At 70.8% G+C, this 23,773-nt stretch carries 26 protein-coding genes and 1 tRNA gene; 21 read left to right on the forward strand and 6 right to left on the reverse strand.

The features are described 5' to 3' along the window. Nucleotides 1-100 precede the first annotated feature (100 nt). Nucleotides 101-727 carry a Crp/Fnr family transcriptional regulator gene (locus ACZ6C6_RS26100; RefSeq protein ID WP_469205827.1) on the reverse strand — a complete coding sequence of 209 codons (627 nt, stop codon included), beginning with the start codon at nt 725-727 and terminating at the stop codon, nt 101-103. A 277-nt stretch (nt 728-1,004) separates the two neighbouring features. On the opposite strand from ACZ6C6_RS26100, the gene ACZ6C6_RS26105 reads away from it, so the two are divergent. The 5 genes from ACZ6C6_RS26105 to ACZ6C6_RS26125 all read left to right on the forward strand — a co-directional run bounded on the left by ACZ6C6_RS26105 (nt 1,005) and on the right by ACZ6C6_RS26125 (nt 6,151). Continuing rightward, nucleotides 1,005-1,661 carry a Crp/Fnr family transcriptional regulator gene (locus ACZ6C6_RS26105; RefSeq protein WP_469206139.1) on the forward strand — a complete coding sequence of 219 codons (657 nt, stop codon included), beginning with the start codon at nt 1,005-1,007 and terminating at the stop codon, nt 1,659-1,661. A gap of 113 nt (nt 1,662-1,774) precedes the next feature. Then, entirely contained in the window at nt 1,775-2,683 is a 909-nt protein-coding gene (locus ACZ6C6_RS26110) for a hypothetical protein (RefSeq protein WP_469205829.1), read from the forward strand. Further along, a complete protein-coding gene (locus tag ACZ6C6_RS26115) occupies nt 2,680-4,728 on the forward strand; it encodes a hypothetical protein (RefSeq protein ID WP_469205830.1) in 2,049 nt (682 codons plus the stop codon). The genes ACZ6C6_RS26110 and ACZ6C6_RS26115 overlap by 4 nt, the downstream gene beginning before the upstream one ends. Further along, the gene (locus ACZ6C6_RS26120; RefSeq protein ID WP_469205832.1) at nt 4,725-5,633 is read left to right on the forward strand and encodes a hypothetical protein; all 909 of its coding nucleotides are present in this window, start codon (nt 4,725-4,727) and stop codon (nt 5,631-5,633) included. Before ACZ6C6_RS26115 ends, ACZ6C6_RS26120 begins: the two co-directional genes overlap by 4 nt. 50 nt (nt 5,634-5,683) lie before the next feature. Continuing rightward, complete coding sequence (locus ACZ6C6_RS26125) at nt 5,684-6,151, forward strand: Pycsar system effector family protein (RefSeq protein WP_469205834.1); 468 nt, start codon at nt 5,684-5,686, stop codon at nt 6,149-6,151. An 18-nt stretch (nt 6,152-6,169) separates the two neighbouring features. On the opposite strand, the gene ACZ6C6_RS26130 is transcribed toward ACZ6C6_RS26125, so the two are convergent. Further along, on the reverse strand, nt 6,170-7,615 hold the full coding sequence (locus tag ACZ6C6_RS26130; protein WP_469205836.1) for a hypothetical protein: 1,446 nt from the start codon (nt 7,613-7,615) through the stop codon (nt 6,170-6,172). Between the two features lie 554 nt (nt 7,616-8,169). On the opposite strand from ACZ6C6_RS26130, the gene ACZ6C6_RS26135 reads away from it, so the two are divergent. Next, nucleotides 8,170-9,063, forward strand: coding sequence for a phosphorothioated DNA-binding restriction endonuclease (locus ACZ6C6_RS26135; protein WP_469205838.1), 894 nt, complete (start codon nt 8,170-8,172; stop codon nt 9,061-9,063). A 5-nt stretch (nt 9,064-9,068) separates the two neighbouring features. Here ACZ6C6_RS26135 and serS read toward each other — a convergent pair whose 3' ends face one another. Beyond that, complete coding sequence (gene serS / locus ACZ6C6_RS26140) at nt 9,069-10,361, reverse strand: serine--tRNA ligase (RefSeq protein WP_469205839.1); 1,293 nt, start codon at nt 10,359-10,361, stop codon at nt 9,069-9,071. Nucleotides 10,362-10,622: 261 nt separating this feature from the next. Here serS and ACZ6C6_RS26145 point away from each other — a divergent pair, with 261 nt between their 5' ends. From ACZ6C6_RS26145 to ACZ6C6_RS26160, 4 genes are all read left to right on the forward strand, one after another. Beyond that, nucleotides 10,623-12,722 carry a TerD family protein gene (locus ACZ6C6_RS26145; RefSeq protein WP_469205841.1) on the forward strand — a complete coding sequence of 700 codons (2,100 nt, stop codon included), beginning with the start codon at nt 10,623-10,625 and terminating at the stop codon, nt 12,720-12,722. Between the two features lie 92 nt (nt 12,723-12,814). Then, entirely contained in the window at nt 12,815-13,435 is a 621-nt protein-coding gene (locus tag ACZ6C6_RS26150) for an HhH-GPD-type base excision DNA repair protein (RefSeq protein ID WP_469205843.1), read from the forward strand. Nucleotides 13,436-13,504: 69 nt separating this feature from the next. Then, on the forward strand, nt 13,505-13,801 hold the full coding sequence (locus ACZ6C6_RS26155; RefSeq protein ID WP_003955420.1) for a type II toxin-antitoxin system VapB family antitoxin: 297 nt from the start codon (nt 13,505-13,507) through the stop codon (nt 13,799-13,801). Nucleotides 13,802-13,932: 131 nt separating this feature from the next. Beyond that, nucleotides 13,933-14,529, forward strand: coding sequence for a LytR C-terminal domain-containing protein (locus ACZ6C6_RS26160; protein ID WP_469206141.1), 597 nt, complete (start codon nt 13,933-13,935; stop codon nt 14,527-14,529). Nucleotides 14,530-14,572: 43 nt separating this feature from the next. Here ACZ6C6_RS26160 and upp read toward each other — a convergent pair whose 3' ends face one another. After that, nucleotides 14,573-15,208, reverse strand: a complete 636-nt coding sequence (gene upp, locus ACZ6C6_RS26165; protein WP_018521931.1) for a uracil phosphoribosyltransferase — start codon at nt 15,206-15,208, stop codon at nt 14,573-14,575. A gap of 116 nt (nt 15,209-15,324) precedes the next feature. Between upp and ACZ6C6_RS26170 the strand changes: the two genes are divergently transcribed. The 5 genes from ACZ6C6_RS26170 (at nt 15,325) to ACZ6C6_RS26190 (ending at nt 17,821) form a co-directional block, all read left to right on the forward strand. Next, entirely contained in the window at nt 15,325-15,570 is a 246-nt protein-coding gene (locus ACZ6C6_RS26170) for a hypothetical protein (RefSeq protein WP_469205846.1), read from the forward strand. Between the two features lie 192 nt (nt 15,571-15,762). After that, nucleotides 15,763-16,311, forward strand: a complete 549-nt coding sequence (locus ACZ6C6_RS26175) for a tRNA adenosine deaminase-associated protein (RefSeq protein WP_469205848.1) — start codon at nt 15,763-15,765, stop codon at nt 16,309-16,311. Nucleotides 16,312-16,321: 10 nt separating this feature from the next. Continuing rightward, nucleotides 16,322-16,819, forward strand: coding sequence for a tRNA adenosine(34) deaminase TadA (gene tadA, locus ACZ6C6_RS26180; RefSeq protein ID WP_469205850.1), 498 nt, complete (start codon nt 16,322-16,324; stop codon nt 16,817-16,819). A gap of 77 nt (nt 16,820-16,896) precedes the next feature. Continuing rightward, nucleotides 16,897-16,984, forward strand: a tRNA-Ser gene (locus ACZ6C6_RS26185). 174 nt (nt 16,985-17,158) lie between these two features. Then, nucleotides 17,159-17,821 carry a class I SAM-dependent methyltransferase gene (locus tag ACZ6C6_RS26190; protein WP_469206143.1) on the forward strand — a complete coding sequence of 221 codons (663 nt, stop codon included), beginning with the start codon at nt 17,159-17,161 and terminating at the stop codon, nt 17,819-17,821. Between the two features lie 10 nt (nt 17,822-17,831). On the opposite strand, the gene ACZ6C6_RS26195 is transcribed toward ACZ6C6_RS26190, so the two are convergent. Beyond that, complete coding sequence (locus ACZ6C6_RS26195; RefSeq protein WP_073966747.1) at nt 17,832-18,326, reverse strand: TrmH family RNA methyltransferase; 495 nt, start codon at nt 18,324-18,326, stop codon at nt 17,832-17,834. 99 nt (nt 18,327-18,425) lie between these two features. Between ACZ6C6_RS26195 and ACZ6C6_RS26200 the strand changes: the two genes are divergently transcribed. From ACZ6C6_RS26200 to ACZ6C6_RS26220, 5 genes are all read left to right on the forward strand, one after another. Beyond that, nucleotides 18,426-19,565 (forward strand): DUF371 domain-containing protein, encoded by a 1,140-nt coding sequence (locus tag ACZ6C6_RS26200; RefSeq protein ID WP_469205852.1) that lies wholly within the window; start codon nt 18,426-18,428, stop codon nt 19,563-19,565. Nucleotides 19,566-19,900: 335 nt separating this feature from the next. Next, nucleotides 19,901-20,065, forward strand: coding sequence for a hypothetical protein (locus tag ACZ6C6_RS26205; protein ID WP_361028188.1), 165 nt, complete (start codon nt 19,901-19,903; stop codon nt 20,063-20,065). A gap of 9 nt (nt 20,066-20,074) precedes the next feature. Further along, nucleotides 20,075-20,368, forward strand: a complete 294-nt coding sequence (locus ACZ6C6_RS26210) for a Dabb family protein (protein ID WP_018101787.1) — start codon at nt 20,075-20,077, stop codon at nt 20,366-20,368. A gap of 252 nt (nt 20,369-20,620) precedes the next feature. Further along, the gene (locus ACZ6C6_RS26215; RefSeq protein ID WP_469205855.1) at nt 20,621-21,496 is read left to right on the forward strand and encodes an RNA polymerase sigma factor SigF; all 876 of its coding nucleotides are present in this window, start codon (nt 20,621-20,623) and stop codon (nt 21,494-21,496) included. Nucleotides 21,497-21,730: 234 nt separating this feature from the next. Then, on the forward strand, nt 21,731-22,597 hold the full coding sequence (locus tag ACZ6C6_RS26220; protein WP_018101789.1) for an RNA polymerase sigma factor SigF: 867 nt from the start codon (nt 21,731-21,733) through the stop codon (nt 22,595-22,597). Nucleotides 22,598-22,783: 186 nt separating this feature from the next. On the opposite strand, the gene ACZ6C6_RS26225 is transcribed toward ACZ6C6_RS26220, so the two are convergent. Next, nucleotides 22,784-22,996, reverse strand: a complete 213-nt coding sequence (locus ACZ6C6_RS26225; RefSeq protein ID WP_161208819.1) for a hypothetical protein — start codon at nt 22,994-22,996, stop codon at nt 22,784-22,786. Between the two features lie 249 nt (nt 22,997-23,245). On the opposite strand from ACZ6C6_RS26225, the gene ACZ6C6_RS26230 reads away from it, so the two are divergent. Next, nucleotides 23,246-23,767 carry a MarR family winged helix-turn-helix transcriptional regulator gene (locus ACZ6C6_RS26230; protein ID WP_469205857.1) on the forward strand — a complete coding sequence of 174 codons (522 nt, stop codon included), beginning with the start codon at nt 23,246-23,248 and terminating at the stop codon, nt 23,765-23,767. Nucleotides 23,768-23,773 lie beyond the last annotated feature (6 nt).

Raw genomic sequence — 23,773 nt, forward strand, 5'->3', positions numbered from 1 at the left:
CCAGGATGCGTCCGAATGGTGTGCGGCAGAACCACTATCGACAGTCGGCAGCCCTTGCGTGCGGAAAAATTTCCGCTGTGCCGGGAGCGGGTCATGCCTTTCACTCCTCGCTGCGGGCCAGCTCCCTCAGCACGGCCTCTGCCTTGATGTCGATGACCGGCCAGCGCGCCGACAGGGCACCTCGCCCCACCAGGTCGGCGACCGCGTCGTGCAGTGTCCGGGGCGTGACGCCCAGGGCCTCGGCCAGAACCTTCTGCGGGATGCCGGCCACCAGCGGTGCGCCGGCCGTGCGGGCTAGGTCGAGGAGGAGCCGACTGAGCCCGCACACCACACCGAAGCGGCGCAGGCCCGCCCGCATATTGGCGGTCCGATGCCGTTCCTGGGCATGCAGGATCATGCCGATCTGGACGTCCCGGTGCGCCGTGGCCGCAGCGAGAAACCGGTCGCCCGCGACGGAACGCACGACGGTTCGGCAGACGGCAGTCACGTTGGCGTTGCACGGCTCACCGGAGAGGACCGAGGTCTCCCCGAGAAGCTGTCCGCGTCCACGGAGTTCGAGGAACGTACTCGAACCGTCCGCGTGCGGATCGGTGACCAGAGCCCACCCCTCGAACACCCGCAAAACCTTTCCCTTCTGATTGCCCTTAAGGATCATGGGCTGCCCCGCCTCGTAGGTACGGGCTATCCCTGCCGCGAATACGCTCTCCCAGTGGCGGTCAACATCCATCGGTTCACCTCCGAAGTCTGCATTGCGATGGACCGAAGTGGCCGGTCCGTCGCCCCGCAGAATGATGGGACCTCCTCGCCACTTCCAACAGGGCGCACAGGCGCGGTTATCCCGGCACACGCACATCTCGCGACGTCCAAGTGCCCCCGCGAGCCCTCGGATTGCGAAGGCAATGGAATCAATACCGGCCAGAATCAACGGACTTCCGGCGAGGGCAGACCTTAGCCACGTAGAACTCGTGGGACGGAACGAGGAAGCCGTCCGGGAGGGGGAACCGGTGTTGTCGGCGGAGGCATGGCACGAGCTGCGGAGTCAGGGGACGCCCCATACGTTCCGGGAGCGCAGTGTGATGCTGAGGCAGGGATCGGTGGGCACCCATCTACTCGCCCTCACCGGAGGCCTGAGCAAGGTCGTGCGAAGAGAGCCGAACGGGGTGGTGACCTGGCTGGCCTTCCGGGGGCCAGGAGACCTGCTCGGTGAGGTCTCCGTCTTCCACCGCACCCTGCGGACCGCCGAAGTGGTCGCGCTCACGCCCTGCACAGCCGTCGTCCTTGAGGCGGAGCGGTTTCGCCGGTTCGTCGAGGAGCGCGGGCTCGTCATGGACCTGATGCGGCAGGCCCTCTCCCGGCTGCGCGAGTCCGACATACACCGCACCGAACTGCTGACCCTGCCGCTGGTCGTCAGGCTCGCGCGCTCCCTTCTGCGGCTGGTCGAACTCAGCGCGTTCGACACCGCCGCCGACGCCGTACGGCTGACGGGCCTGAGCCAGGAGGAGATCGCCCAGGCCATCGGCGTGACCCGCAACGCGGTGATCACAGGGTTGCAGCGGCTACGCGAGGCCGGCGCGGTGGAGACATCCCGGAGAGTGATCGTCATCAAGAACATGCAGGTGCTGAGGGATTGGGCGCTGAGCACCCCGCAGACATCCCTGTGACGGGCGCCACCTCCTGAACGCCCTGCGCTGTGCAGTCGGACGGACCCGACCGGCAGAAGCTCGAATCAGCCGGAGAACGGCTCCCCGTCCGACCGTCAGCGAGGAGATCACGGATGTCCACGACCCTGCCCACCCCGTACGCCAAGAGTCGGCGGTTGCCGCCCTATCAGGCACTGTTCGCCGTCGACGCGAAGGACTTCACCGGACTTCCCGCCTTGCAGCACGGCCCGGTGAGCCAGCTGATTCCCGAACTCGTGGACCAGGCGCTGGAGCGCGCCGATCTCCAGGAGCTGCGTGACTCCAAGCGATTTCCGGCCAACACGGGGGACGGAGTGGTGTTCGGCTTCGACCCGGCGTTGCTGCCCTTCGTCCTCTGGCCGTTCCTGGGCGTGCTCGACGAGACTCTCGGCGCGTACAACAGGCAGAGCGTCGGTCCGCGGATCAGGCTCCGGGCCAGCGTCCACGTAGGGCCGTTGCCGGACGCGGGGCTTCCCGACGACGGCAATGGCACGGCCCGCAACGACACGCACCGGCTGTTGGACTCCAGGCCGGTCAAGGCCATCCTGGCAGCAGCCAGCGAAGAGATCACTCACGTGGTTGCGATCATCTCGCAGCGCGTCTACGAGGACGCGGTCCTCGGTGCGTACACGGGGCTGCACCCCGACCGTTGTGTGGAGGTCCCGGCCACGGTCGAGGGGAAGAACTTCGCGCAGCGGGCGTGGCTCTACGTCCCGTCGCCGTCCGGGAACCTCCTGGATGCCGGTGTACGGCCCCGGGAGGAGTTCGGGGAGCGGGCCGAGGCATCGGCAGATCCGGACAGCGGCCGGGAGACCGGTCCGCACACGCACTACAGCGGAAACACACAGCGGGTGAGCGAAGGAGCCGCCGTCATGGGGAACATCGGCGGAGACTTCACCTACACCGGCCCCTCCACCTCGTACCGCGGCACCAATCAGCACTGGGGCAGCGGCGACAACGTGGCGGGCGACAAGCGAACCGGAACATCCGGGGGCGACCGGTGAGCGCTGACGCCGGAACCCCTGCCGGTCCGGAGGAACCGGACGCCGGCAGCCGGCCGGGCTCGGCCGGGGTCTACCGCGACAACCAGCAGCAGGTGGAGCAGGGTGTGGCTGTCATGGGCACCGTCGGCGACCACTTCACCGTGATCAACGGCGGCCGGTTCGACGACGCAGCCACGAACGAGATCTTCACCCCCCGGCTGAGAGAGGGCCCGTATCCCGCGCACGATGTCCTGGAGCGCTTACGTGGATTCGTCGAGCCTCCGGCGTACGCTCGCTGCCGGAAGGCACTCGACAACCGCATCCTCGTGCTGCGGGCCGGTCGTGGCACCGGTGCGAGCACCACCGCGTTCGCACTGCTGGCGGAACGCCACGGGGCCGGGGGCATCACCGGTCTGGACGCCTCGGACGACCTCTCCCGCTGGCGCCCCAAGGAGCCGCGCGGCTACCTGCTCCAGGGGCTGGCGCCCGAACTGACGAGTGTGCTCGGCGAGGTCGTGCTCACCGGGCTGGCCGGTCTGCTGCTCCGGGCGAACGCGCATCTGGTCATCACAGTACGGGCCGAGGTGCCACTCCCTCACGACACCTCGCCCTGGCAAGTCACCCATTACCCGCCACCGGCAGCAGACGTGGCCGCCGAGCGCCTCCAAACCATGGCTCGGGCAGGCGACCTCACCGAGGAACTTCTCGCCGAAGCCCTGGTTCACCTCGCTTCGGCAGCTTTCACCGGGCATCTCCATGCTCACCCACTGCCCGGAGAAGCCGTCGACGTGGCCGACGGGCTGCGGGACCTTGTCGCAGCGGACAGACCGGTCGCATCCGTGCTCACCGAACTGCAGGCCGGCAGCTCCGCCGCAGCGCACAAGGCACTCTCGGAATCCCGTCACCAGGCGGACCGGATCTCTCTGATGGCGGCGATCTCGCTGCTGGACGGGCAGGACCGGACAGTCGTCGAGGAGTTCAGCGGCGTTCTGCGCCCTCTCATCACCGAACGCGCCGGGCCACCGCTGTCGGGCGCGCCAGAACCGCACGGACAACGTGACCTGCTCGGCCCGGCTCTGAGTGATCGGCTGGAAGCCGTCGGTGCCCGGCTCGCCCCGCCACGGTTCGGGGCGGCGCCGCTCTGCACTGTCCAGCCCGTCGTCTTCTCCGGCCGACACCGGTCCGAGGCTCTGCTCCGCTGCTTGTGGCTGGAGTACGAGGGCATGTATCCGCTGCTCTGGAAAGCCCTGGACGAGACTCCTCACCGCCCCGGCATCGAACTCGCGGCGGGTCGGGCGATCGGGAGAGCCCTGACACACGCGACGGGCCCGAGCACTCTGCGCCAGCTGAAACCCTTCGCCGAGTCGGAGAGGCGCTGGCGCCGCCGTTTGGTGGCCTATGCGCTCGGAGAGATGGTCGAGCACCCGCCCCTGACCGGCGCGGTCAGGGAGCAATTGGGCCGGTGGAGCCGGTCCGCCTCCGTCCCGCTCCGCTGCACCGTGGCCGAGACCTGCGCCGGCAAGTACGGTCTGGCCCGCCCCGCCTTCGCCCTGAAACTCCTGGACACGGTCCTCAGCAGGCCGGACACGGAGACCGAGCACGCCGGACTGCGCGCCTCGGTCTCCTTCGCCCTCAGCGTCCTTGTGTCCGAGAAGGCCGGCCAGCCTCCAGTCCTCGACCGTCTGCGGTCATGGCAGATGGCGGGGCCGGGCACCCAGCAGCACACGATGGCCGTACACATCATCAACTCGATGAGTCGTACGACCTTCCCTGTGGCCGGCGCGCCCGGCCATCACCGGCTCCGTCTCGCTGATCTGCTCACCGAGCATTTCGGGCGGACCGTCGATCTCGTCGTCACCGCGCTGGACGACCCGGCCACTCACGAAGCCGTCGTGGCGGGCCTGTTCCTGATCGAGGACGACCCGGCCCTGCGTCAGCGGACCGCCTTTCCCCGCCTGCTCAGGACACTCTCCGACGTTGCTCGGAGCCACCGCGGCGTACTCCGCTTCTTCCTGCGCCGCCACCGCGCACGAACGTACCCGTCGGCAGAAGGGTTCGCCTCATGACCGGCCGTCTCATCACACCTCTCGACTCCTCGCCCGCCTGGCAGGTGATCCGTCACCGGCTCGGGGCCTCGGACGACAGGGCCCTGGTCTTCCTCTCGGACGACGGGGAGGACAGGATGGTGCCACCCCGGAGCGGCGACTACTGGGGATACCCGCGCCCGACTGTGCGGGCAGTGCGGCAGGGCGACTTCTACGAGATCGTCTGGGTCTCGCTCGCCGAGCAGCGTATGTCGGTCGACATCCCGCGACGTCCCCCGAAGTCCCCCGCCCGCTACGGGATCGCCTGGAGGATCAGCAACCCGGTCCTCGCGGCACGGAACCGGCTCACCAAGGAACACGCCCGCCAACTGGTGGCCGATCACATCAGCGCCAACGCGACCCTGCCCGGCGCCCCCGACCCCTTGCGCAAGCCACCACCCCACCTCGGCACGACCGAGGTCGTTCCGCCCGGTCAGGCCCGGGTGATCGACGACTGGGGCCTCACCTACTGGCTCCTGGACCCGCCGGCCGCGCTCCGGCCCACCCCTGGCAGCGACGGCGATCCCCTCCTCCCCGCAGGCTTCGGCGAGGCGCACCGCGAGGCGTACCGCTTCTACCGGGAGGTGGTCGCCGGCGGCCCCGTTGGGCTCGCGGCCCTCTGGCTCCTGCACCAGCCGGAACAGGCGCGCGAGGTGCTGGACTGGACGGTGGACCACCGCAACCTCCTGTCCGACCCGAACAGCTGGGAGCACACCCTCGCCACGACGCTTCGGGCGCTGACCCCCGAGGATCGAGGCTTCGTCGGCGTCAACCTGGCCCGTGTCCTCAGTGACGTGGGAGTGCCGCAGGGAGACGAGGTACTGCGTCGGATCAGCGCCCCCCAAAGGCCGGACGACGCGGGCGATCTGTACGAGGACTTCCGGTGACCGGCCGGCGCCAACACGTTTTCCGACGCGGCTCGTCCGGGCCGGAAGACGTGTTGGAGCTGTCGCGTGAACTGATCGCCCAGAACCACATCGAGATAGGGCGGGCGGACGGCAAGGCCGCTGTCCTGCTCGCCACCGGAGGGTCACTGCTCGGCCTGCTTCTGGTCTGCCGCACGCCCGGCACCTTCGGCCCCCTGCCGCTGTGGTGGGCCGCGACGGTCAGCACGACCGCAGCCCTGCTTCTGGTGCTGACGGCCCTGCTCCCCCGCCACGGCCGGAGGAGTGCAAGGAACTCCCGCTCCCTCGCCTACTACGACGATGTGGTCCGCGCCGAAAGATACGCGGAACTGCCGTCCCGGCTCTTCCGGACCAGCACGGATCCACACCCTCGTCTCTTCCGCGCCCTGACGGGGACCAGCCGTATCGCCCACACAAAGAACCGATGCGTGCACGGCGCCGTACTCATGCTGCTGCCGGCCGTCGTATGCGTGAGCGCGGCGCTGCTCTCCCGTGCCTGAGGGAAGCCACCCTGGCCCTCACCCGTTGCTGATGCGCAGGACGCCCGTGATCGTGCCCTGGTAGATCACGCCGCCGGGGGCGATGGAGCCGACCATCTGGAGGGTGTCGTAGAGGGCGCTCGTGCCGAGGTAGTGGGTGCGGACGGTCTTGCCGGTCGCGGGGTCGATCTCGGCGTAGAAGAACGAGTCGAGGATCGAGGTGGTGTCCGTGAAGGGGAGGGCGGGGGCGCGGACGACGGTGCGGAGCAGGCCGTCCGAGGTGGACAGCCGGGGTACCGCCGCCGAGCGGACCTCGGTGTCCCACTTCAGGTCGCAGCCGGAGCCGTCCGCGCGCACGTCGACGCGGCTGAGGCCGCCCTCGAAGCCTGCGGAGGCCGGGGTGGACGGGCCCGCGTCGTCGGGGAGCGCGGGGTAGGGGTATCCGTAGGTGCTGGCGACGAAGACGGAGTTGCCCGCGCCGACCGGGGAGTTCTCGCTGCCGCTGCCGCCGGACCGGAGGACGGGGACGGAGCACACCTGGGCACCGGTGTCCGTGCGGTAGACGAGCAGGTTCTCGGTGGGGGCGGCGTTGTCCACGACGGTGAGGTAGTCGGTGCCGGTGCGGGGGCCGAAGAACGTCGGGGTGGAGCCGGTGCCCCAGCTGAGCTGGCCGGGCTTGCGCGCGGGCCCGCGGTCGTAGGGTCGCCGCCAGGCGACGAGGGGGACGCCGTCATCCCCGGCCGTGAGCAGGTAGGTGGCCTGGGTGGTCGCGACGGCCGTGCCGGCGGGGGCCGTCGAGATGGAGTTGTCGACGCGTTCCCCCGCGGGAAGCGTCAGGGCGTGGACGGCGCCCGTGCGGTCGTCGGCGGTGCCCACGACGCCGCTGCCGGTGGCGAACCAGACGCGGCCCCGCCAGTCCGGCGAGATGCCGGTGACCGCGTCCCCCTCCGGTACGGCGGAGGTCAGCGGGAGCGAACCGGCGACGTACAACTCCCAGCCGCCGGAGGCGGTCCGGCGGTGGGCGATGCGCAGCAGGGTGCGGTCGCCGTCCACCGCGACCAGCCGGTCCTGGTGGTCGAGGTACGCGTAGACCCCGCCGAGCAGCGAGCCCTTCGCGATCTTCAGCTGGGCCAGCGAGTCGCCGGTCGCGGGGTCGAGCAGGTGCACGGTGGGGACCTGGCCGAGGATCGGCGTGCACAGCGCCACCGGGTATCCGTCGGCGCCGACCAGGACGGTCGGGCAGGCCGACTGCAGGGCGACGCGCTGGGAGGTCAGCGGTCCCGCGTCCGGGCCCGCCAGCGGCGTGGCGTCGGACGAGCCGGTGTCGCCGTGCATGGTCGCGGTGCCCTGGGGCCCGGCGTACGGGTTGTGCGGCGGGAGCGGATCGAAGGCGGTGGCGGCCTGCGCCGGGAACGCGGACCCCACCGCGAGCAGGGCGGCGGCACCGAGCACGGCGGCGCGCGGGAACAAGGGAAGACGCGGCATGGCGATGTCCAATCGGGCGAGTGACGCGCGGGCCGGCCGGGAAGAGGCCGGCATACGGAGCCGGAGAAACGGCGCCCTCGGCCGCCCTCCGTCTCTCCCCTAGCCGGGAACGGCAGGGGCGGGCCCGGCACGGAACGACGTCCGCGCGGTACGGACCGCAAGCGGTCGGCGAGGAGGGCGGCGGCAAGGGCCGCGAGGGGGGAACAGCTGCCCGGCTGAGGGCGGGGCCGGTTACGTCAGCGACACAGTGCGCTGGACTGCCGACAGCAGTCGACGTGGCGACGGATCACCAGCAGGAGGGGTGCGTAACCACTGCCTGCCATATCTGTCATGGACATGGATCGTAGCGCCCAAGTCCGCCGGGGCAACCACCGTTTCATATCCCGGACGGCGTACGGAATCGTGGAACAACGGCAGCTACGGCAACAGCCAGCGGGCTTTGGGGGACATGTGCGACTGCGGGAGTTCCGGCGCCGGGAGCGGCCGGACAGGCGTGTGCCATGATCGGCGGAACTTCGAAGAGCTTGGCCCTCACGAGGAGATCCGGCTGACGGATGGACTGGCTGGAACGTACCGCGACCCTGCGGCAGTGGACCCGGAGTGGGGTCCGGGCGCCGCACAAGCCGTTGTTGGTGTTGTACGCGCTTGCCCGGTTTCAGCAGGACGCCGCGGGGGAACTGCGCTACAGCTCCGTGGAGGCGGACCTGAAGCGGCTGCTCGATGAGTACGGGCCGGGGCGTCCGACGACGCCCGCGTACCCGTTCCACCACCTCGTGAGCGACGGGGTGTGGGAGGTGCGCACCGACCGCGGGGCGGGAAGCCCCGGCACCGGCGTACGGGAGTTGCGGGCGACGGGGGCGACCGGGCGGCTGGTGCCCGAGTTGCGGGACGCGTTGCGGCGGGAGCCGTCGTTGCTCGGGCGGATGGCGCGGGTGCTGCTCGATCTCAACTTCCCGCCCTCCCTGCACGAGGAGTTGTGCGAGGCGGTCGGGCTGGAGCTCCAGCCGGCCGAGACAGCCGAGGCGGGCCGGGCCGGGCCTCGGGGGCGGGATCCGCGGATGCGGGAGAGGGTGTTGACGGCGTACGAGTACCGGTGCGCGTTCTGCGGGTATGACGGGCGCATCGGCGCGGTGCCTGTCGGGCTTGAGGCCGCCCATGTGCGGTGGTGGGCCTTCGACGGGCCGGACGTGGTCGAGAACGGGCTCTGCCTCTGCTCCCTGCACCACAAGCTGTTCGACAAGGGGGTCCTCGGCCTCGGTTCCGACGACCGCATCCTCGTGTCGCAGAGCTTCGTCGGCCACAGCGCGGCGGCCGGCGCGCACGTCACGGCGCTCGCCGGCCGCCCGCTCATCGGGCCGCAGCCCTCCGCCGAACCGGTCGCCCCGGCCCACCGCGCCTGGCACGCGCGCGAGGTGTTCCACGGCGTGCCGCGCGCGGCGGCCGTCTGAGCTCCCTACGCGTCCGGTGTTCCGTCCGCCGCGATCCGGCGGAAGCCGAGATACGGGGTCAGGGCCTCCGGCAGGACGAGGGAGCCGTCCTCCTGCTGGCACTGTTCGAGGAGGGCGGCCAGGGTGCGGCCGATGGGGAGGCCGGAGCCGTTGAGCGTGGCGACCAGCTTGGGCTTGCCGTTCTCGTCGCGGGTGCGGATGTGGGCGCGACGGGCCTGGAACGTACCGAAGTCGGAGACCGAGGAGATCTCGCGGTACGTGTTCTGGCTCGGGATCCAGACCTCGATGTCGTACGTGAGCTGCGCCGAGAAGCCCGTGTCGCCGGCGGCGAGTTTGACCACGCGGTAGGCGAGGCCGAGCTCCTTCAGGCACGCCTCGGCGTGGCCGACCATCCGCTCCAGCTCCGTGCCGGCCTCCGCGGGGTCGACGATGCGGACCATCTCCACCTTGGAGAACTGGTGCTGGCGGATCAGGCCGCGGGTGTCCCGGCCGTACGAACCCGCCTCGGACCGGAAGCACGGGGTCTGGGCGGTCAGGGCGAGGGGAAGCTCGGCGGGCGGGATGATCTCGTCCGCGTACAGGTTGGTCAGCGGGACCTCGGCCGTCGGGATGAGGAACAGCTCGCGGTCGGCCACCCCCGTCTTGAACAGGTCCTCCTCGAACTTCGGGAGCTGTCCGGTGCCGGTCATGGTCTTACGGGTGACCAGGTACGGGACTGCGTGCTCGACGTAGCCGTGGCGGCGGGTGTGCAGGTCGAGGAAGAGGGTCGCCAGGGCGCGTTCCAGAGCCGCGCCCGCGCCGCGCGTGACCGCGAAACGGGGGCCCGAGAGCTTGGTCGCCCGGGCGAAGTCGAGGATGCCCGTCGCCTCGCCGAGGTCGACGTGGTCCTTCGGCTCGAAGGAGAACACCGGCGGTGTGCCCACCCGCCGGATCTCGACCGCGTCCGCGTCGCTGTCGCCGTCCGGGGCCTCGTCGGACGGGAGGTTGGGAATGCTGAGGAGGAGGTCGTTCAGCTCCTCCTGGACCCGCTCCTGGTCCGCGTCGATGTTCCGGATCTCTTCCTTCAGCTCGCGGGCCCGCTCCTTCAGCTTGGTGATGTCACCGCCCTGACGTGCCGTCTGCTGGACCTCGCTCGCCACCCGCTTGGACTCCGCCCGCAGCTCGTCGGCCGTGCGGATGTTCTGGTTGCGCCGGGACTGGAGGTCCTCCAGTGCGGGCAGGTCCAGCGTGTAACCGCGACGAGCGAGCCGGCGTACCGCTTCGGCACCCATGTCGATCAGGGCGCGGGCATCATGCATGAGGGGTCCTTCTGGTCCGGCGGGTGGATCGGTGCGTGTGGCACCGACGGTAGCAATCAGCGGACCTCGCGCGATCCGGTTTACCGGCGGTGCGGTCCCGGCGGTTCGGCGTCGGCCGCATACGGAGTTCACGATTCCTTCACGTGTAGTCCATCTGGGGGATACGGTTCTCCCGTGTGCGGCGAGTTGCGCTGTGTCACGGAACAACCTGCTGCCGTCGCCAGGGCGCGCCCCGACGCGGCCGCGCGTCTGGGGGACTGCATGCGTGAGATGACCAAGGGTGCCAACGTCGGGCTGGCGGACCTCAGCGACGATGCCGGCACGGTCATCGCGAGCCTGAGCTGGAGCAGCACCGCCGGGGACGGTGACGCGGACGTGTCCGTGCTCCTGCTGGACGCGGGCGGCAAGGTCCGCAGCGACGCCGACTTCTTCTACTACAACAACCCCTCGGCGGCCGACGGCAGCGTGCAGCTGCTGGGGAAGACGCCGACGGACGGCGGCAGCGAGGACCGCATCAGCCTCGACCTGACCGCCGTCCCCGAGGACGTCGAGCGCCTGGTCGTCGCCGCGAGCCGGTACGGCGGCTCCCGCTTCGGCGACCTGGACGACCTGCGGATGACCGTCGCCGACCGGTCCGGCGAGGTGCTGCTCGGGTTCTCGATCGGCGACGCGTCCGTGGAGAGCGCCTTCATCTTCGGCGAGCTGTACCGGCGCGGCACGGAGTGGAAGTACCGGGCCATCGGCCAGGGCTACGAGACCGGGCTCGCCGGGCTCGCCACCGACTTCGGCATCGACGTGGACGACGAGGGCGAGAACGAGGGCGCGGACGGGATCGCGGACCCGGGCGACGGGGAAGGCACGGCGCCCGCCGTCGAGTCCGCCGGCCCCTCCCAGCCGCTGCCCCCGGATGCCTCCCAGCCGCTCCCCGCCGTTCCCGCGCAGCCCGGCCCGCGAACCGCGGCGGTCGAGGAGCGGCCGGCCGCCCCGGCGCCCAAGCGGCCCCGTGCCCGTACGGCGAAGAAGAAGGTGACCCTGCCCGCCGTCGCCACGAAGTCGCTCGCCGAGAACGACTCCTGGCGGGCCGCCCGGCTCTTCCCCGCCTCGAACCTCAAGAGCGACAAGGAGCGCGAGGTCCGGGCGACCTCCGTGCTGCTGTCCGTGATGGCGCAGGTGCCGGAGTTCGGGCGCCGCCTGACCGCCGCCTTCGGGGCCCCCGCGGGGCGCATGCAGACCTTCACCGAGGTCTCCCTCCCGCACGGCGAGACCCCGAAGCGTCCCGACGGGGTGATCCGGGTCGAGCGGGCGGGGAAGCTGTGGACGGCGCTCGTGGAAACGAAGACCAACGGCAACGAGCTGAGGTCGGAGCAGGTCCAGAACTACATGGACATCGCCGCCCGCCGCGGCTACGAGGCGGTGATCACGCTCTCCAACGACGTGGCGCTGGAGGGCAGCCCGCTGGTCGAGGTCAAGACCGACGGGCGGCGCAAGCACAAGGTGGCCCTGTGGCACCTGTCGTGGGCGGAGGTGGCGCACCAGGCCCAGATGCTCATCCGGCACGAGGGCGTGGGCAACGCCGCCCACGCGTGGCTCCTCCAGGAGCTGCTGCACTACCTCCAGCACGAGAACTCCGGCTGCCACGGCTTCCAGAACATGGGCCCCTCGTGGGTGCCCGTGCGCAACGGCATCGACGAGGAGACGCTCAGCCAGGGCGACCCGCGCGCCGTCGAGGTCGTGGAGAGCTGGGAACGGCTCATCCGCCAGGTGTGCCTGCGGATCGGCGGCGAGCTGGGACAGAAGGCCCTGCCCGTCCAGCGCACCCAGCGCGGCACCACCGCCCTGTCGCGGCGCGCGGCGCACGCCGACCGGCTCTGCCAGGAGGGGCGGCTCGCCGCCGAACTGCGGGTGGACGGCTCGCCCGGCACCATCACGATCGTCGCCGACCTGCGGACCGGGAAGCTGCGCACCTCGGTGGAGATCCCGGCGCCCGAGGGGGGTTACCCGCTGACGTCCGCCAAGCGCCTGATGCGGCAGCTCGCCGAGGCACCCGCCGATCTGCACGTCGAGACGCTGGTCGAGGGGCAGAGCGGCCCGCGCGGCACCCTGGAGCGCCTCCGACCGGAGCCGGGTGACGTGCTTCCCCGCGACGGCAGCCGGATCACCGGGTTCCGGCTCTCCCTCTTCAAGAGCATGGGCGCCACGCGGGGCAACGCCGAGACCGGGTTCATCCGCAGCGTCGACAACGCCGTGGACCGCTTTCACTCGCACGTGATCGTCCATCTCGCGCAGGCGGAGCGCCGCACCCGCCGCACACCGGCCGCGGAGCCGGAAAGTGTCCCGGTACCGGCGTCAGCGGGGGCCTGAGCGGCCCCCGCTGAGCGGCAAACGGCTGCAAACCGGTCGGTCGGCGGTGGTTGTACTGGCCGTCGCCCCCGCCGCTCGCCATGATGCCGCCCATGACCAAGAGCGACGATGGCCCAGACATCACCCTCCGGATCGCCCAGGAGCCGGCGGCGGACGAGCTTCTCGCACGTAGTCCGCTCGCCGCCCTGGTGGGCATGCTGCTCGACCAGCAGGTGCCCATGGAGTGGGCCTTCGCCGGCCCGCACGCCCTGGCGCAGCGCATGGGCAAGGACGATCTGGACGCCCATGAGATCGCCTCGTACGACCCGGAGGCCTTCACCGGACTGTTCACCGCCAAACCCGCGCTGCACCGCTATCCGGGCTCGATGGCGAAGCGGGTGCAGCAACTGTGCCAGTTCCTGGTGGCGCAGTACGACGGTGAGGCGGCCGCCGTATGGCGCGATGCCGCGACCGGGGCGGAGCTGCGCCGACGGCTCAACGCCCTGCCCGGGTTCGGTACGCAGAAGGCGCAGATCTTCCTCGCGCTCCTCGGCAAGCAGTTCGGGGTCCGGCCGCCGGGCTGGCGGGAGGCGGCGGGGCCGTACGGGGAGGAGGGCTCGCACCGGTCCGTCGCGGACATCACAGGACCCGAGTCACTGGCGGAGGTGCGCGCGTACAAGCAGGAGGCCAAGCAGGCGGCGAAGGCCGCGAAAGCCGCGGCAAAGGGCAAGTGACCCTTCTTGTAAGCGGCATGGTGGCAATCGTGGCTGCGCCCGGTGGCTCTTGACCGGTAGGCTTTCCGTGTGATCTTCAAGCGCATCGGAAATGGGCGGCCTTATCCCGACCACGGCCGGGAAAGCACCCGGCAGTGGGCGGACGTCGCGCCGCGCCCGGTCCGCCTCGACCAGCTCGTCACCACCAAGGGCCAGCTGGACCTCGAAACCCTGCTCGCCGAGGACTCCACGTTCTACGGCGACCTGTTCGCGCACGTCGTGAAGTGGCAGGGCGACCTCTACCTGGAGGACGGGCTGCACCGCGCGGTCCGTGCCGCGCTCCAGCAGCGTCAGGTGCTGCACGCCCGCGTGCTCGAACTCGGCTGACGCCTCGGAGCCCGCACGGGGTTCGTTCGGGTGTTTTCCCACCCGGACGGGTGCGATCCATTGATCATTTAGTAGGCATCACCACCGGGTCGCACTACGCTGCGCCCATGAGCATGCTCACTCCCCCCGGCATGGGCGGAAAGTACCGCATCACGGGTGACAAGTACCCCCGCATGCGACGCCCCCGCCGCCGCAGCAAAGTGGTCCTCGCGACCGTCGCCTCCGTGGTCGCCCTCGGGCTGGCCGGATGGGGCACGCTGCAGCTCATCGATGTCTTCACCGGCGGCGACAAGACGGCCAGCGCCGCCGACCGGACCGAGCGCTGCCCGTCCCCGAAGGCGTCGAAACCCGCCAAGGTGCTGCCGCAGCCCGCGAAGATCACGGTCAACGTCTACAACGCGACCACGCACGGCGGTCTCGCGAAGTCCGCCGCCGACGAGCTGAAGAAGCGCGGGTTCAAGATCGGCAAGGTGGGGAACGCCACCGCCGCGTACGACAAGAAGGTGCCGGGTACGGGCATCCTGCTCGGCGCCCCGGCCGCCGCCGACGGCACGTTTTCGGTGCTGGGCGCCCAGCTCCCCGGGGCCGTGACGAAGACCGACGCCCGCAAGAACGGCGAGGTCGATCTGATCATCGGCAAGAAGTTCACGGCGTTCAGCAAGCCGCAGACGGCCGCCGCCGCGCTGTCCGCGCTGACGAAGCCCGCCCCGGCGCCCTCCTCCTGCTGAGGACGGCGCCGAGCGGGGGCGTTCGCGCAGGAGTGCCTAGGGCCTAGTCGACGGTGCCGTACATGCGGTCGCCCGCGTCGCCGAGGCCCGGGACGATGTAGCCGTTCTCGTTGAGCCGTTCGTCGACCGAGGCGGTGACCACGGTGACCGGCGTGCCGGCCAGCTCGCGCTCCATGACCTCGACGCCCTCGGGCGCGGCGAGGAGCACGACCGCAGTGACGTCGTCGGCGCCGCGCCTGATCAGCTCCTGGATCGCCGCGACGAGCGTGCCGCCGGTGGCCAGCATCGGGTCGAGCACATAGACCTGGCGGCCCGAGAGGTCGTCGGGCATCCGGCTCGCGTACGTGGACGCCTTGAGCGTCTCCTCGTCGCGGATCATGCCCAGGAAGCCCACCTCGGCGGTCGGCAGCAGCCGGACCATGCCGTCGAGCATGCCGAGACCGGCCCGCAGGATCGGGACGACCAGGGGACGGGGGTGCGACAGCTTCACTCCGGTGGTGGGTGTCACCGGGGTCTCGATGTCGACCTGTTCGGTGCGCACATCGCGGGTGGCCTCGTACGCGAGCAGGGTCACCAGCTCGTCGGCGAGGCGCCGGAAGGTCGGGGAGTCGGTGCGCTTGTCGCGCAGGGTGGTGAGTTTGTGCGCGACCAGCGGGTGGTCGACGACGTGGATCCGCATGTCTCCCAGCGTAGCCGCGCCTCCCGCACCCGTGCGCTGGCATCATCCACACGTTCGGGGGGAAGGTGGTGGCATACGGACCCAGCGACGCAGCCAGCCTTGGGGGTGAAGAGCCGATGGCCGACGGGGCACAGAGCGCCGAGGACCCGGGGCGGGCGCGGAACCCTCGGAGCACACCGGACACCCCCGACGCACCGGACTCCCCCGACGCTCCCGAGACCGACGCACAGCGCCGTCGGCGGCGGGCCCAGTTCCTCCGCGAGCTCCACGAGGCGAAGGCGCTGCGCGACCGGGTCCAGCCGCGGCGGGTGAAAGCCGCCCGAATGCGCCAGGCCATGCGGATGCGCACGTTCCGCTGGTAGCCCCTCCGGCCTGCGGAAAAGCCGCTGGTGACGGTGGTGGAGAGAACTGATGGCCGACTCAACCGTCGAACTGCTCTCGCGAAGCGCCGGTTTCTGTCACGATGCCGAATGGGCGGGACGCAGGGCAGCCGGAGCACCGACTGCTCCCCGCCCGGACCGGCCCTTGGCCCCGAGACCAGTGGGAGAGTCACGGTGTACTTCGCCGCACTGCTCGCGCGCACCGAAGACGGGTGGGAAGCGAGCGACACGGAGCTCGACGATGTGGAGACCCTGTCCGACCTGACGGATCTGGCCCGTGACGCCTCGGTTGACGAGGACACGGTGCTCGTATTCATCGAGCAGGAGGACGCCTGGTTCGGCGTCGTCCGGGTGGACGGTGAGGAGGACCCCCGGATCTACGTCTCGGACGCCTCCGCCGCCGCCCGCTCCTCGTACGGGGAGATCCTGCTCACCGACGAACTGCTCGGCCGCGAACCAGGCGCCGAGGACACGATCGCCGCCCTGGAGGAGCTCGTCGGTCTCGACGGCTCGGAGGACGGCGAGCCCGAGACCACCGCCAACGACGACGATGACGAGGACGGGCCCTCCGCGGGCGTCGTCCCGGCCGGCCCGATCGGCGACTCCGGGGTCCTCTCCGACCTCGGGCTCCCCGAGGCCGAGCTGCTGATGCTGCGGACGGACGCCCTGTCGGAGATCGCGGACGCCCTGGGGGCGGCCGAGGTGCTGGAGACCGTCCGCTAGGGTCCCGCGGGTGACCGAAGCATCCCGTCCGCACATTTCGGACCCGCCCGATCCCGTCAGGGACCCGTGGCGGGCGGTGATGCGCCGCGCCCTGGCCGAGGCCGACCGTGCGGCGGCGACCGGTGACGTACCGGTCGGCGCCGTCGTCCTCGGCCCGGACGGGGCACCGCTGGCCGCCGGGCACAACGAGCGCGAGGCGACCGGCGACCCGACCGCGCACGCCGAGGTCCTGGCGCTGCGCCGGGCCGCCGCCGCACTCGGCGAGTGGCGCCTGACCGGCTGCACCCTGGTGGTCACCCTGGAGCCCTGCACGATGTGCGCGGGCGCCCTGGTGCAGGCCCGGGTGGACCGGGTGGTCTACGGCGCCCGGGACGAGAAGGCCGGTGCCGCCGGCTCGCTCTGGGACGTCGTACGCGACCGCCGCCTCAACCACCGCCCCGAGGTGGTCGCCGGGGTGCTGGAGGCCGAGTGCGCGGCCCCGCTGACGGCCTTCTTCCGGGACCGCTGACCTGCCCGGGCCGGGGGGCTGGGGATCGTCCCGTAACGGATTTCGGCGTACGGCCAACATGGTCTAAGCTCTCTCTCGGTAGCGTGTCCGAGCGGCCGAAGGAGCTCGCCTCGAAAGCGAGTGTGGGGAAACTCACCGAGGGTTCAAATCCCTCCGCTACCGCCAGCCAGAACCGCCCCCGAACCGTGTGAACGGATCGGGGGCGGTTCTGCGTGTGCCCGCGCCCGGCGCCGGTTGGTCACCGGGCCCGTGCTGGGGGATCATGCCGGGGGCGGCGGGACGCCCGCCGGGGCCGGCCACCGCCGTCCGGGGAGCCGAGAGAAGAAAGCACTGGCCGTGATGCAGATCGTGCGGGGCAAGAAGCTCGAAAAGGCCGCCGAGGGCGAATTCGAGCGGCTGGTCCAGGAGAGTTCCCGGGTCGTTGTCGATGTCGGTACGGGGGACGCCCGGGCGTCCTATCGCATCGCCAAGGAGAATCCGGACTGGCTGGTCGTGGGATTGGACCCGGCCTGGCAGCGGATGACGCAGACGAGCATTCGCAGCCGCCGCAAACCCGCCAAGGGCGGCGTACCCAATCTGCTGCTCGTGAACGCGTCGATCGAGAATGCCCCTGAGGAGCTGCGGGGGGCCGCCGACGCATTGCTGGTCCTGATGCCGTGGGGGAAATTGCTCCACGGTCTCGTGCGCGGCGACGAGGACATCTGGAGCGGTCTTCGTACCGTCGCCAAGCCGGATGCGCCGCTCACGGCCACGGTCGGCACCAGCATTTGGCGGGAGCCCGTGCCGCGGGACATCCAGGGGCTCCCGGAGCTGACCCCTTCGTACGTCGGAGAGGTGCTCACCGGGAAGGCGCTCGCCGCCGGCTGGAAGATCACCGGTTTCCAGCTCACGAAGGCCGAGGAGGCCGCCGCCGTGTCCTCGTCGTGGGCGCGCAGGCTGGACTCGGACAGCACCGAGGTCATCGCGACCCTGACGGCGGTCACGGCCGGACCGGAGGAGTGAGCGCGGCGGGTCAGCCCGTCGGGAACTGCCTGCAGTACTCGTACATGGCCATCGCGCCAGCCGTGGCGACGTTGTAGCTGTGCGGGGAGCCCCAGACCGGGATTTCCACGCACTCGTCCACGCAGGCGAGCTCGTCCTCCTTGAGGCCGGTCCGCTCGTTCCCGAGGACGATGACCGACTTACGGGGGAAGCTGATCTCGTGCAGGCTCTTCGAATTCGTGGCCTGTTCGAGCGCGATGATCGTGTAGCCGTCCTCGCGCATCTTCTTCAGCACCGGCGGAAGGCTCCGGCGCATTTCGATCTCGACGTTGTCGGCACCGTCGCGTGCGATCTTCGGGTCGAGTTTCACATTGCCGCAGGCGATGATCCGCTCGACTCCGCAGCACCCCGCCGTCCGCACCACGCTGGACAGATTCACGCGGCTGCGGAACGCCGAGCACGCGATGACGAGCTCGCGGTTGCGGAGCAGAGGGGTGCCCGGCTTATGGCGGAGGTGTTCGAACATGCCGGGAAGTCTACTGGCCCCCCGCCGACCCGCTCCGCGCATGCGGGCGCGGACTACCATGACCGGTCCGGACAAAACACCTAGGCCCTGGAGAAGGCAATGAAGATCCACGCCAGGGGCCACGGACACGTCCGCGCGACCCACGCGAAGACCCTGGAATTCACCGGCGAGCAGGACATCACGCCCCGGGCGACCTGCGTCGTGGGAGTGGGCGCCGCCTTCGACCAGGAGGGTCTGGCCCTCCTGCGCGGCCCTGTCGCCGTCCGCCTCGCGGCCGGGCCGCACGTCGCCACCGGCACCGCCGTGGTCAACCCGCACCACGAGGTGACCGACCGCCTGGTGCTCCGGCGCAGCGACCACGCCTCACCGGACACCTTCGCCTTCCGCAGCACCCTGGTGGCGAGCGACCTCGACCCGGACTTCGTGGCCGCGCTGGGAGACCCGGCGACCGAGGTGACCCTGACGCTCACCGAGACCGGGCCCCGCCGGCCGCTGGTCCTCGTCCACCGCCGCGGCCTGCCGGAACCGGAGGGGCGCCCGGGACTGCTGTGGCGCACGGCGGACGCCTCGGTGGACCTGGAGGCGGCGCGCGTCCCGGACGAGGCGCGCGCGGCCCTCGCGGACGGCGGGGTGATCGCCGCGTCCGTCTCCGGCCCGCTGGAGGGCGTCTCGCAGGCGGCCGGGGCATGGCTGGCCGACGCGGCGGCTCAGGGGGCCCGGTTCGAGGTGACGGGCGACGCGACCGGGACCGTGCCCGCGCTGCTCGCGGCGGGCCTGCCGGTCGCACCGGCGGTCCACCTGGGCCGGGCCGACCACCGGGCGCTGGCCGCCCCGCCGCACGCGGAGCTGCTGCGGACGGCACCGGCCCCCGTGGTGTTCCGGGCGCCCGCTGCCGCTCTCACCGTCCTCGCGGAGGTGCTGGCCGGGTCCGCCGAGGACCGCCGGATCGCCGTGCCGGACGGGCATGCCGACCTCGGGCACGGGGTGAGATGGCTGCCGCTCCCCGAGGCGGTCGCGGCCGTCACGGGCGAGGAGGAGTGCGTGTTCGTCCTGGCCCCCCCGGAGCGCGCCGCCTGGAACGTGGACCTGCGGCCCCTGGTCCCGCTGCTGGTGGAGCAGGGGGTCACCGCACGCACCCTGAGCACGGTGCTCCGTCCGTTCGGGATCAGCCGACGGGACCTGTACGACGCGCTGGGCGATGCGCGGGGCTCGCGTGACAAGGGGCGCGAGGAGAAGTAGAGGATAGGGGGAAGCGGCATCGGGGGGATGTGCCGCTTCCCCCGGTCACGGGGCCTGCCGCTCCTTGCCGCGGTCGGGGGGAGGCCACGGCATGGGTCCCCGGCAGGGGTCCCGTACCCGGCCCCTCGGAGTCCGAGGGGCTCACCTTCCATCGTGCCTCGCCGGCACCCCTTCGCGGGCGGACCAAGGACCCCGATCCGCGGGACGTTGGTCCCTGGGCCGCGGCCACGGCTCGTGACGGAAACGGCCGACGGATCCGAGCACGCGTGTGGATAGACTCGCCCGACCGCACAGGGGATCGAAACCGCAGGGGATCGAAGGGGAGTCAGGGGCCGATGGCGCAAGCGAAGAAGATAGCTCTCTACGTGATCGTCGTCTTCGTGCTCTACACGATCATCAACTCCCCCGCCCGGGCCGCGGACCTGGTGCAAGTAGGGTTCGAGGGCATCGCGGACGCCGCGCAGGGCGTCGGCGACTTCATGTCCGAGCTCGTCAACTAGGGGTACCGCGTGATCCGCCATCTGGTCCTGTTCAAGCTGAACGACGGCGTCGAGCGGGACGACCCGAGGGTCGTCGCGGGTGCGGAGGCCTTCCGGGCGCTGGAAGGGACCATCCCGGAGCTGGAGTTCTGGGAGTGCGCCTGGAACATCACCGACCGGCCGATCGCGTACGACTTCGCCATCAACTCGGCGGTCGCGGACGAGGCCGCGCTGAAGCGTTACATCGAGCACCCGGACCATCAGGCGGCCGCCGGTCAGTGGCGTGAATTCGCCACCTGGGTGATCGCCGACTACCCGTTCTGACGCCTTCGGCCCTGCGAGCCCCTCACCGCGACGGTGAGGGGCTTTTCTTTGTCCAGGGGCCCGATGGACACCCGGCGCACGTTTTAAACCCGGGCGAGGTCAACACGGCGCTATGGGGTGCTTGCACATAGTGGTCATGTCTTGTGATGCTATGACCGCTTTTGACGGATGGATTGACCGAAGTTGACCGCAAGCCGTAGTTGTTGACCGCGAAGGGGTGGCGTCATCGTGCCGGCCAGTACTGCGCCTCAAGTGCCTCCCCAGGTCCACCAGGCGGCACCGGCCGCCCCGCCCGCCCCGCCGCCGGGCCAGGTGCAGACGACGGTCCACGAGACGCCCGACGAGACGGCCGCCCCCGCCCGCTCCCGGACCGCCGACACCAGGGCGCTCACCCAGGTCCTCTTCGGGCAGCTCAAGAACCTGGAGCCGGGCACCGCGGAGCACGACCGGGTGCGCACCGCGCTGATCGAGGCCAACCTCCCGCTCGTGCGGTACGCCGCCGCGCGGTTCCGCAGCCGGAACGAGCCGATGGAGGACGTCGTCCAGGTCGGCACCATCGGGCTGATCAACGCGATCGACCGCTTCGACCCCGAACGCGGCGTCCAGTTCCCGACGTTCGCGATGCCCACCGTGGTCGGCGAGATCAAGCGGTACTTCCGGGACAACGTGCGCACCGTCCACGTGCCCCGCCGGCTGCACGAGCTCTGGGTACAGGTCACCGGCGCCACCGAGGACCTGACCACCGCGCACGGCCGCTCACCCACCACCGCGGAGATCGCCGAGCGGCTGAAGATCTCCGAGGACGAGGTGCTGGCCTGCATCGAGGCCGGGCGTTCGTACCACGCGACCTCGCTGGAGGCCGCCCAGGAGGGCGACGGGCTCCCCGGCCTCCTCGACCGGCTCGGCTACGAGGATCCGGCCCTCGCGGGCGTCGAGCACCGGGACCTCGTCCGGCACCTCCTCGTACAACTGCCCGAGCGGGAGCAGCGGATCCTGCTGCTGCGGTACTACAGCAACCTGACGCAGTCCCAGATCAGCGCCGAGCTGGGGGTCTCTCAGATGCACGTGTCAAGGCTCCTCGCCCGGAGTTTCGCCAGACTCCGATCCGCAAACAGGATCGAGGCGTAACCGAAACGGGTAGACCGTTCCCGGGGCGTTTCCCGGGGTCCAAAAGCCCCACACCCCTTGTTAACTGCGCAGACTCCCCCTTGACTTGTCGACAAGTCACTACAGCGTGTTGCCGACATGTGACATTCTGCGGGAAGTGAGTTTGCCGCAGCCCCACCTCCGGTATTCAGGTGGAGGCTGCGTTCCTCCGATGGTCGTGGCCACCGCGACCGTCCGCGACCTCAAGGGGGTGGCATGTCCGAAGAACAGGGCAGCTCGAAGGTGCTCACGCTCGAAAAGAGCGAGCCCGCACCTGTTGCGCTCACCAGCTCGCCGGAAGCCATCGACACCCGCACGCTCTCCCGCTCCCTGTTCCTGCGGCTCGCCGCGCTGGGTCCCGCTCCGGGCCCCGGCGGGACCGACAGCCCGGAGCGTGCCTATGTGCGGGACACACTCATCGAGCTCAACCTGCCCCTCGTGCGGTACGCGGCGGCGCGGTTCCGGAGCCGTAACGAACCCATGGAGGACATCGTCCAGGTCGGCACCATCGGCCTGATCAAGGCGATCGACCGCTTCGACTGCGAACGGGGCGTGGAGTTCCCGACGTTCGCGATGCCGACCGTGGTGGGCGAGATCAAGCGGTTCTTCCGCGACACCTCGTGGTCGGTGCGGGTGCCGCGCAGGCTCCAGGAGCTCCGGCTCGCCCTCACCCGGACCAGCGACGAGCTCGCGCAGAAGCTGGACCGCTCACCGACCGTCCCGGAGCTGGCCCGGGCGCTCGGGGTCTCCGAGGAGGAGGTGGTCGACGGTCTGGCCGTGGGCAACGCCTACACCGCCTCGTCGCTGGACTCGCCCGCGCCCGAGGACGACGGCGGCGAGGGCTCGCTGGCCGACCGGCTGGGTTACGAGGACACGGCGCTGGAAGGCGTCGAGTACCGCGAATCGCTCAAGCCGCTGCTGGCCAAGCTCCCGCCGCGCGAGCGCCAGATCATCATGCTGCGGTTCTTCGCCAACATGACCCAGTCGCAGATCGGCGAGGAGGTGGGCATCTCGCAGATGCACGTCTCCCGTCTGCTGACCCGTACGCTCGCCCAGCTCAGGGAAGGGCTCATCGCGGACTGAGTCCGGACGCGCTTCACCGCCGGCCGCCGGGTCCCCTCGGCGGCCGGTGCGCGTTCCCGTACGAAGGCGGCCGCAAACCGGAGCGCCGCTCCCTCGCGGATCAGCGAGGGAGCGGCGCGGAGACGGATGCGGTCGGGCGGGACGCGTGGCGGGTACAGCGCCCCGTCGCGCCCGCGGAGCGGAAGGTCAGCCGAGCGCGAGCCAGGCGACCGCGCCGAGCACGATGACCACCGCGACGATTCCGGCGATCAGTCCGGTCCTCGGCCCGGAGGAGACGGCGGCGGGCTGCTGCGCGCGCTGCGGTTCGCCCTCGTCGACGAAGGCGCGGAACATCTGGGTGCTGCCGGCCGGGTCGTAGGAGCCCTCGGGACCCTGCGGTGCGTGGGGATTGTGTGCCATGTCGCAGGACCCTAGCGAACTCGGGCGAACGGCCCAACCCCCGGGCGCCGCCCGCCGATCCACCACCGCTGTGGCACAGACCACACCGACCCCTCCTCTACCGCACACACTGCGGGTTTGACCAGCACCCGGCGTACCCTTTTGCGTTCCTTTACTTCCGCAAGCCCCTTTTCGTTTGCCTGCAGCAACCAACGGCTTCTATGGTTGCCCTAAGCAACAAGATGACCGGTGAGATTGTCTGGGGGTCCCGTGGCCGCACGGAGTCAGTACGAAGAACTGGCCCGGCAGCTGAGCGCCATCGGGGCCGTCAAGAGGGGTCTCGCCCGCATCCTGCCCGCCGAATGCCCCGGTGGTTCCGCCGCCGTGCTGACTCTGCTGAGCCGGCACGGGGAGATGCGGATCAGCCGGCTGGCCGAGCTCCTCGCGGTCGACATGTCGGTGACCAGCCGACACGTCGCCCACGTGGCGGAACGGGGCTGGATCGAACGGTTCCCGGACCCGGCGGACAAACGCTCCCGGATCCTGCGGCTGACCCCCGCGGGGGAAGGCGTGCTGGAGGACCTCTCCCGCCGGTCGACCGAGATGTTCGCCTGCCATCTTCAGGATTGGTCCGACGACGAGGTCGGACAGCTCAACACGTTGCTGGCCCGGCTGCGCGACAGCTTCTCCTGTCGCGGCACCGGAGGGTGCACCTCCGGAAAGCACAGCGGCGACTGCCGCTCCCGCCGGGACGACAGCCATGACGGCTCGTACACCCGTACACCCGCGTAACAGAAG

Source organism: Streptomyces sp. NPDC041814 (assembly GCF_055590565.1).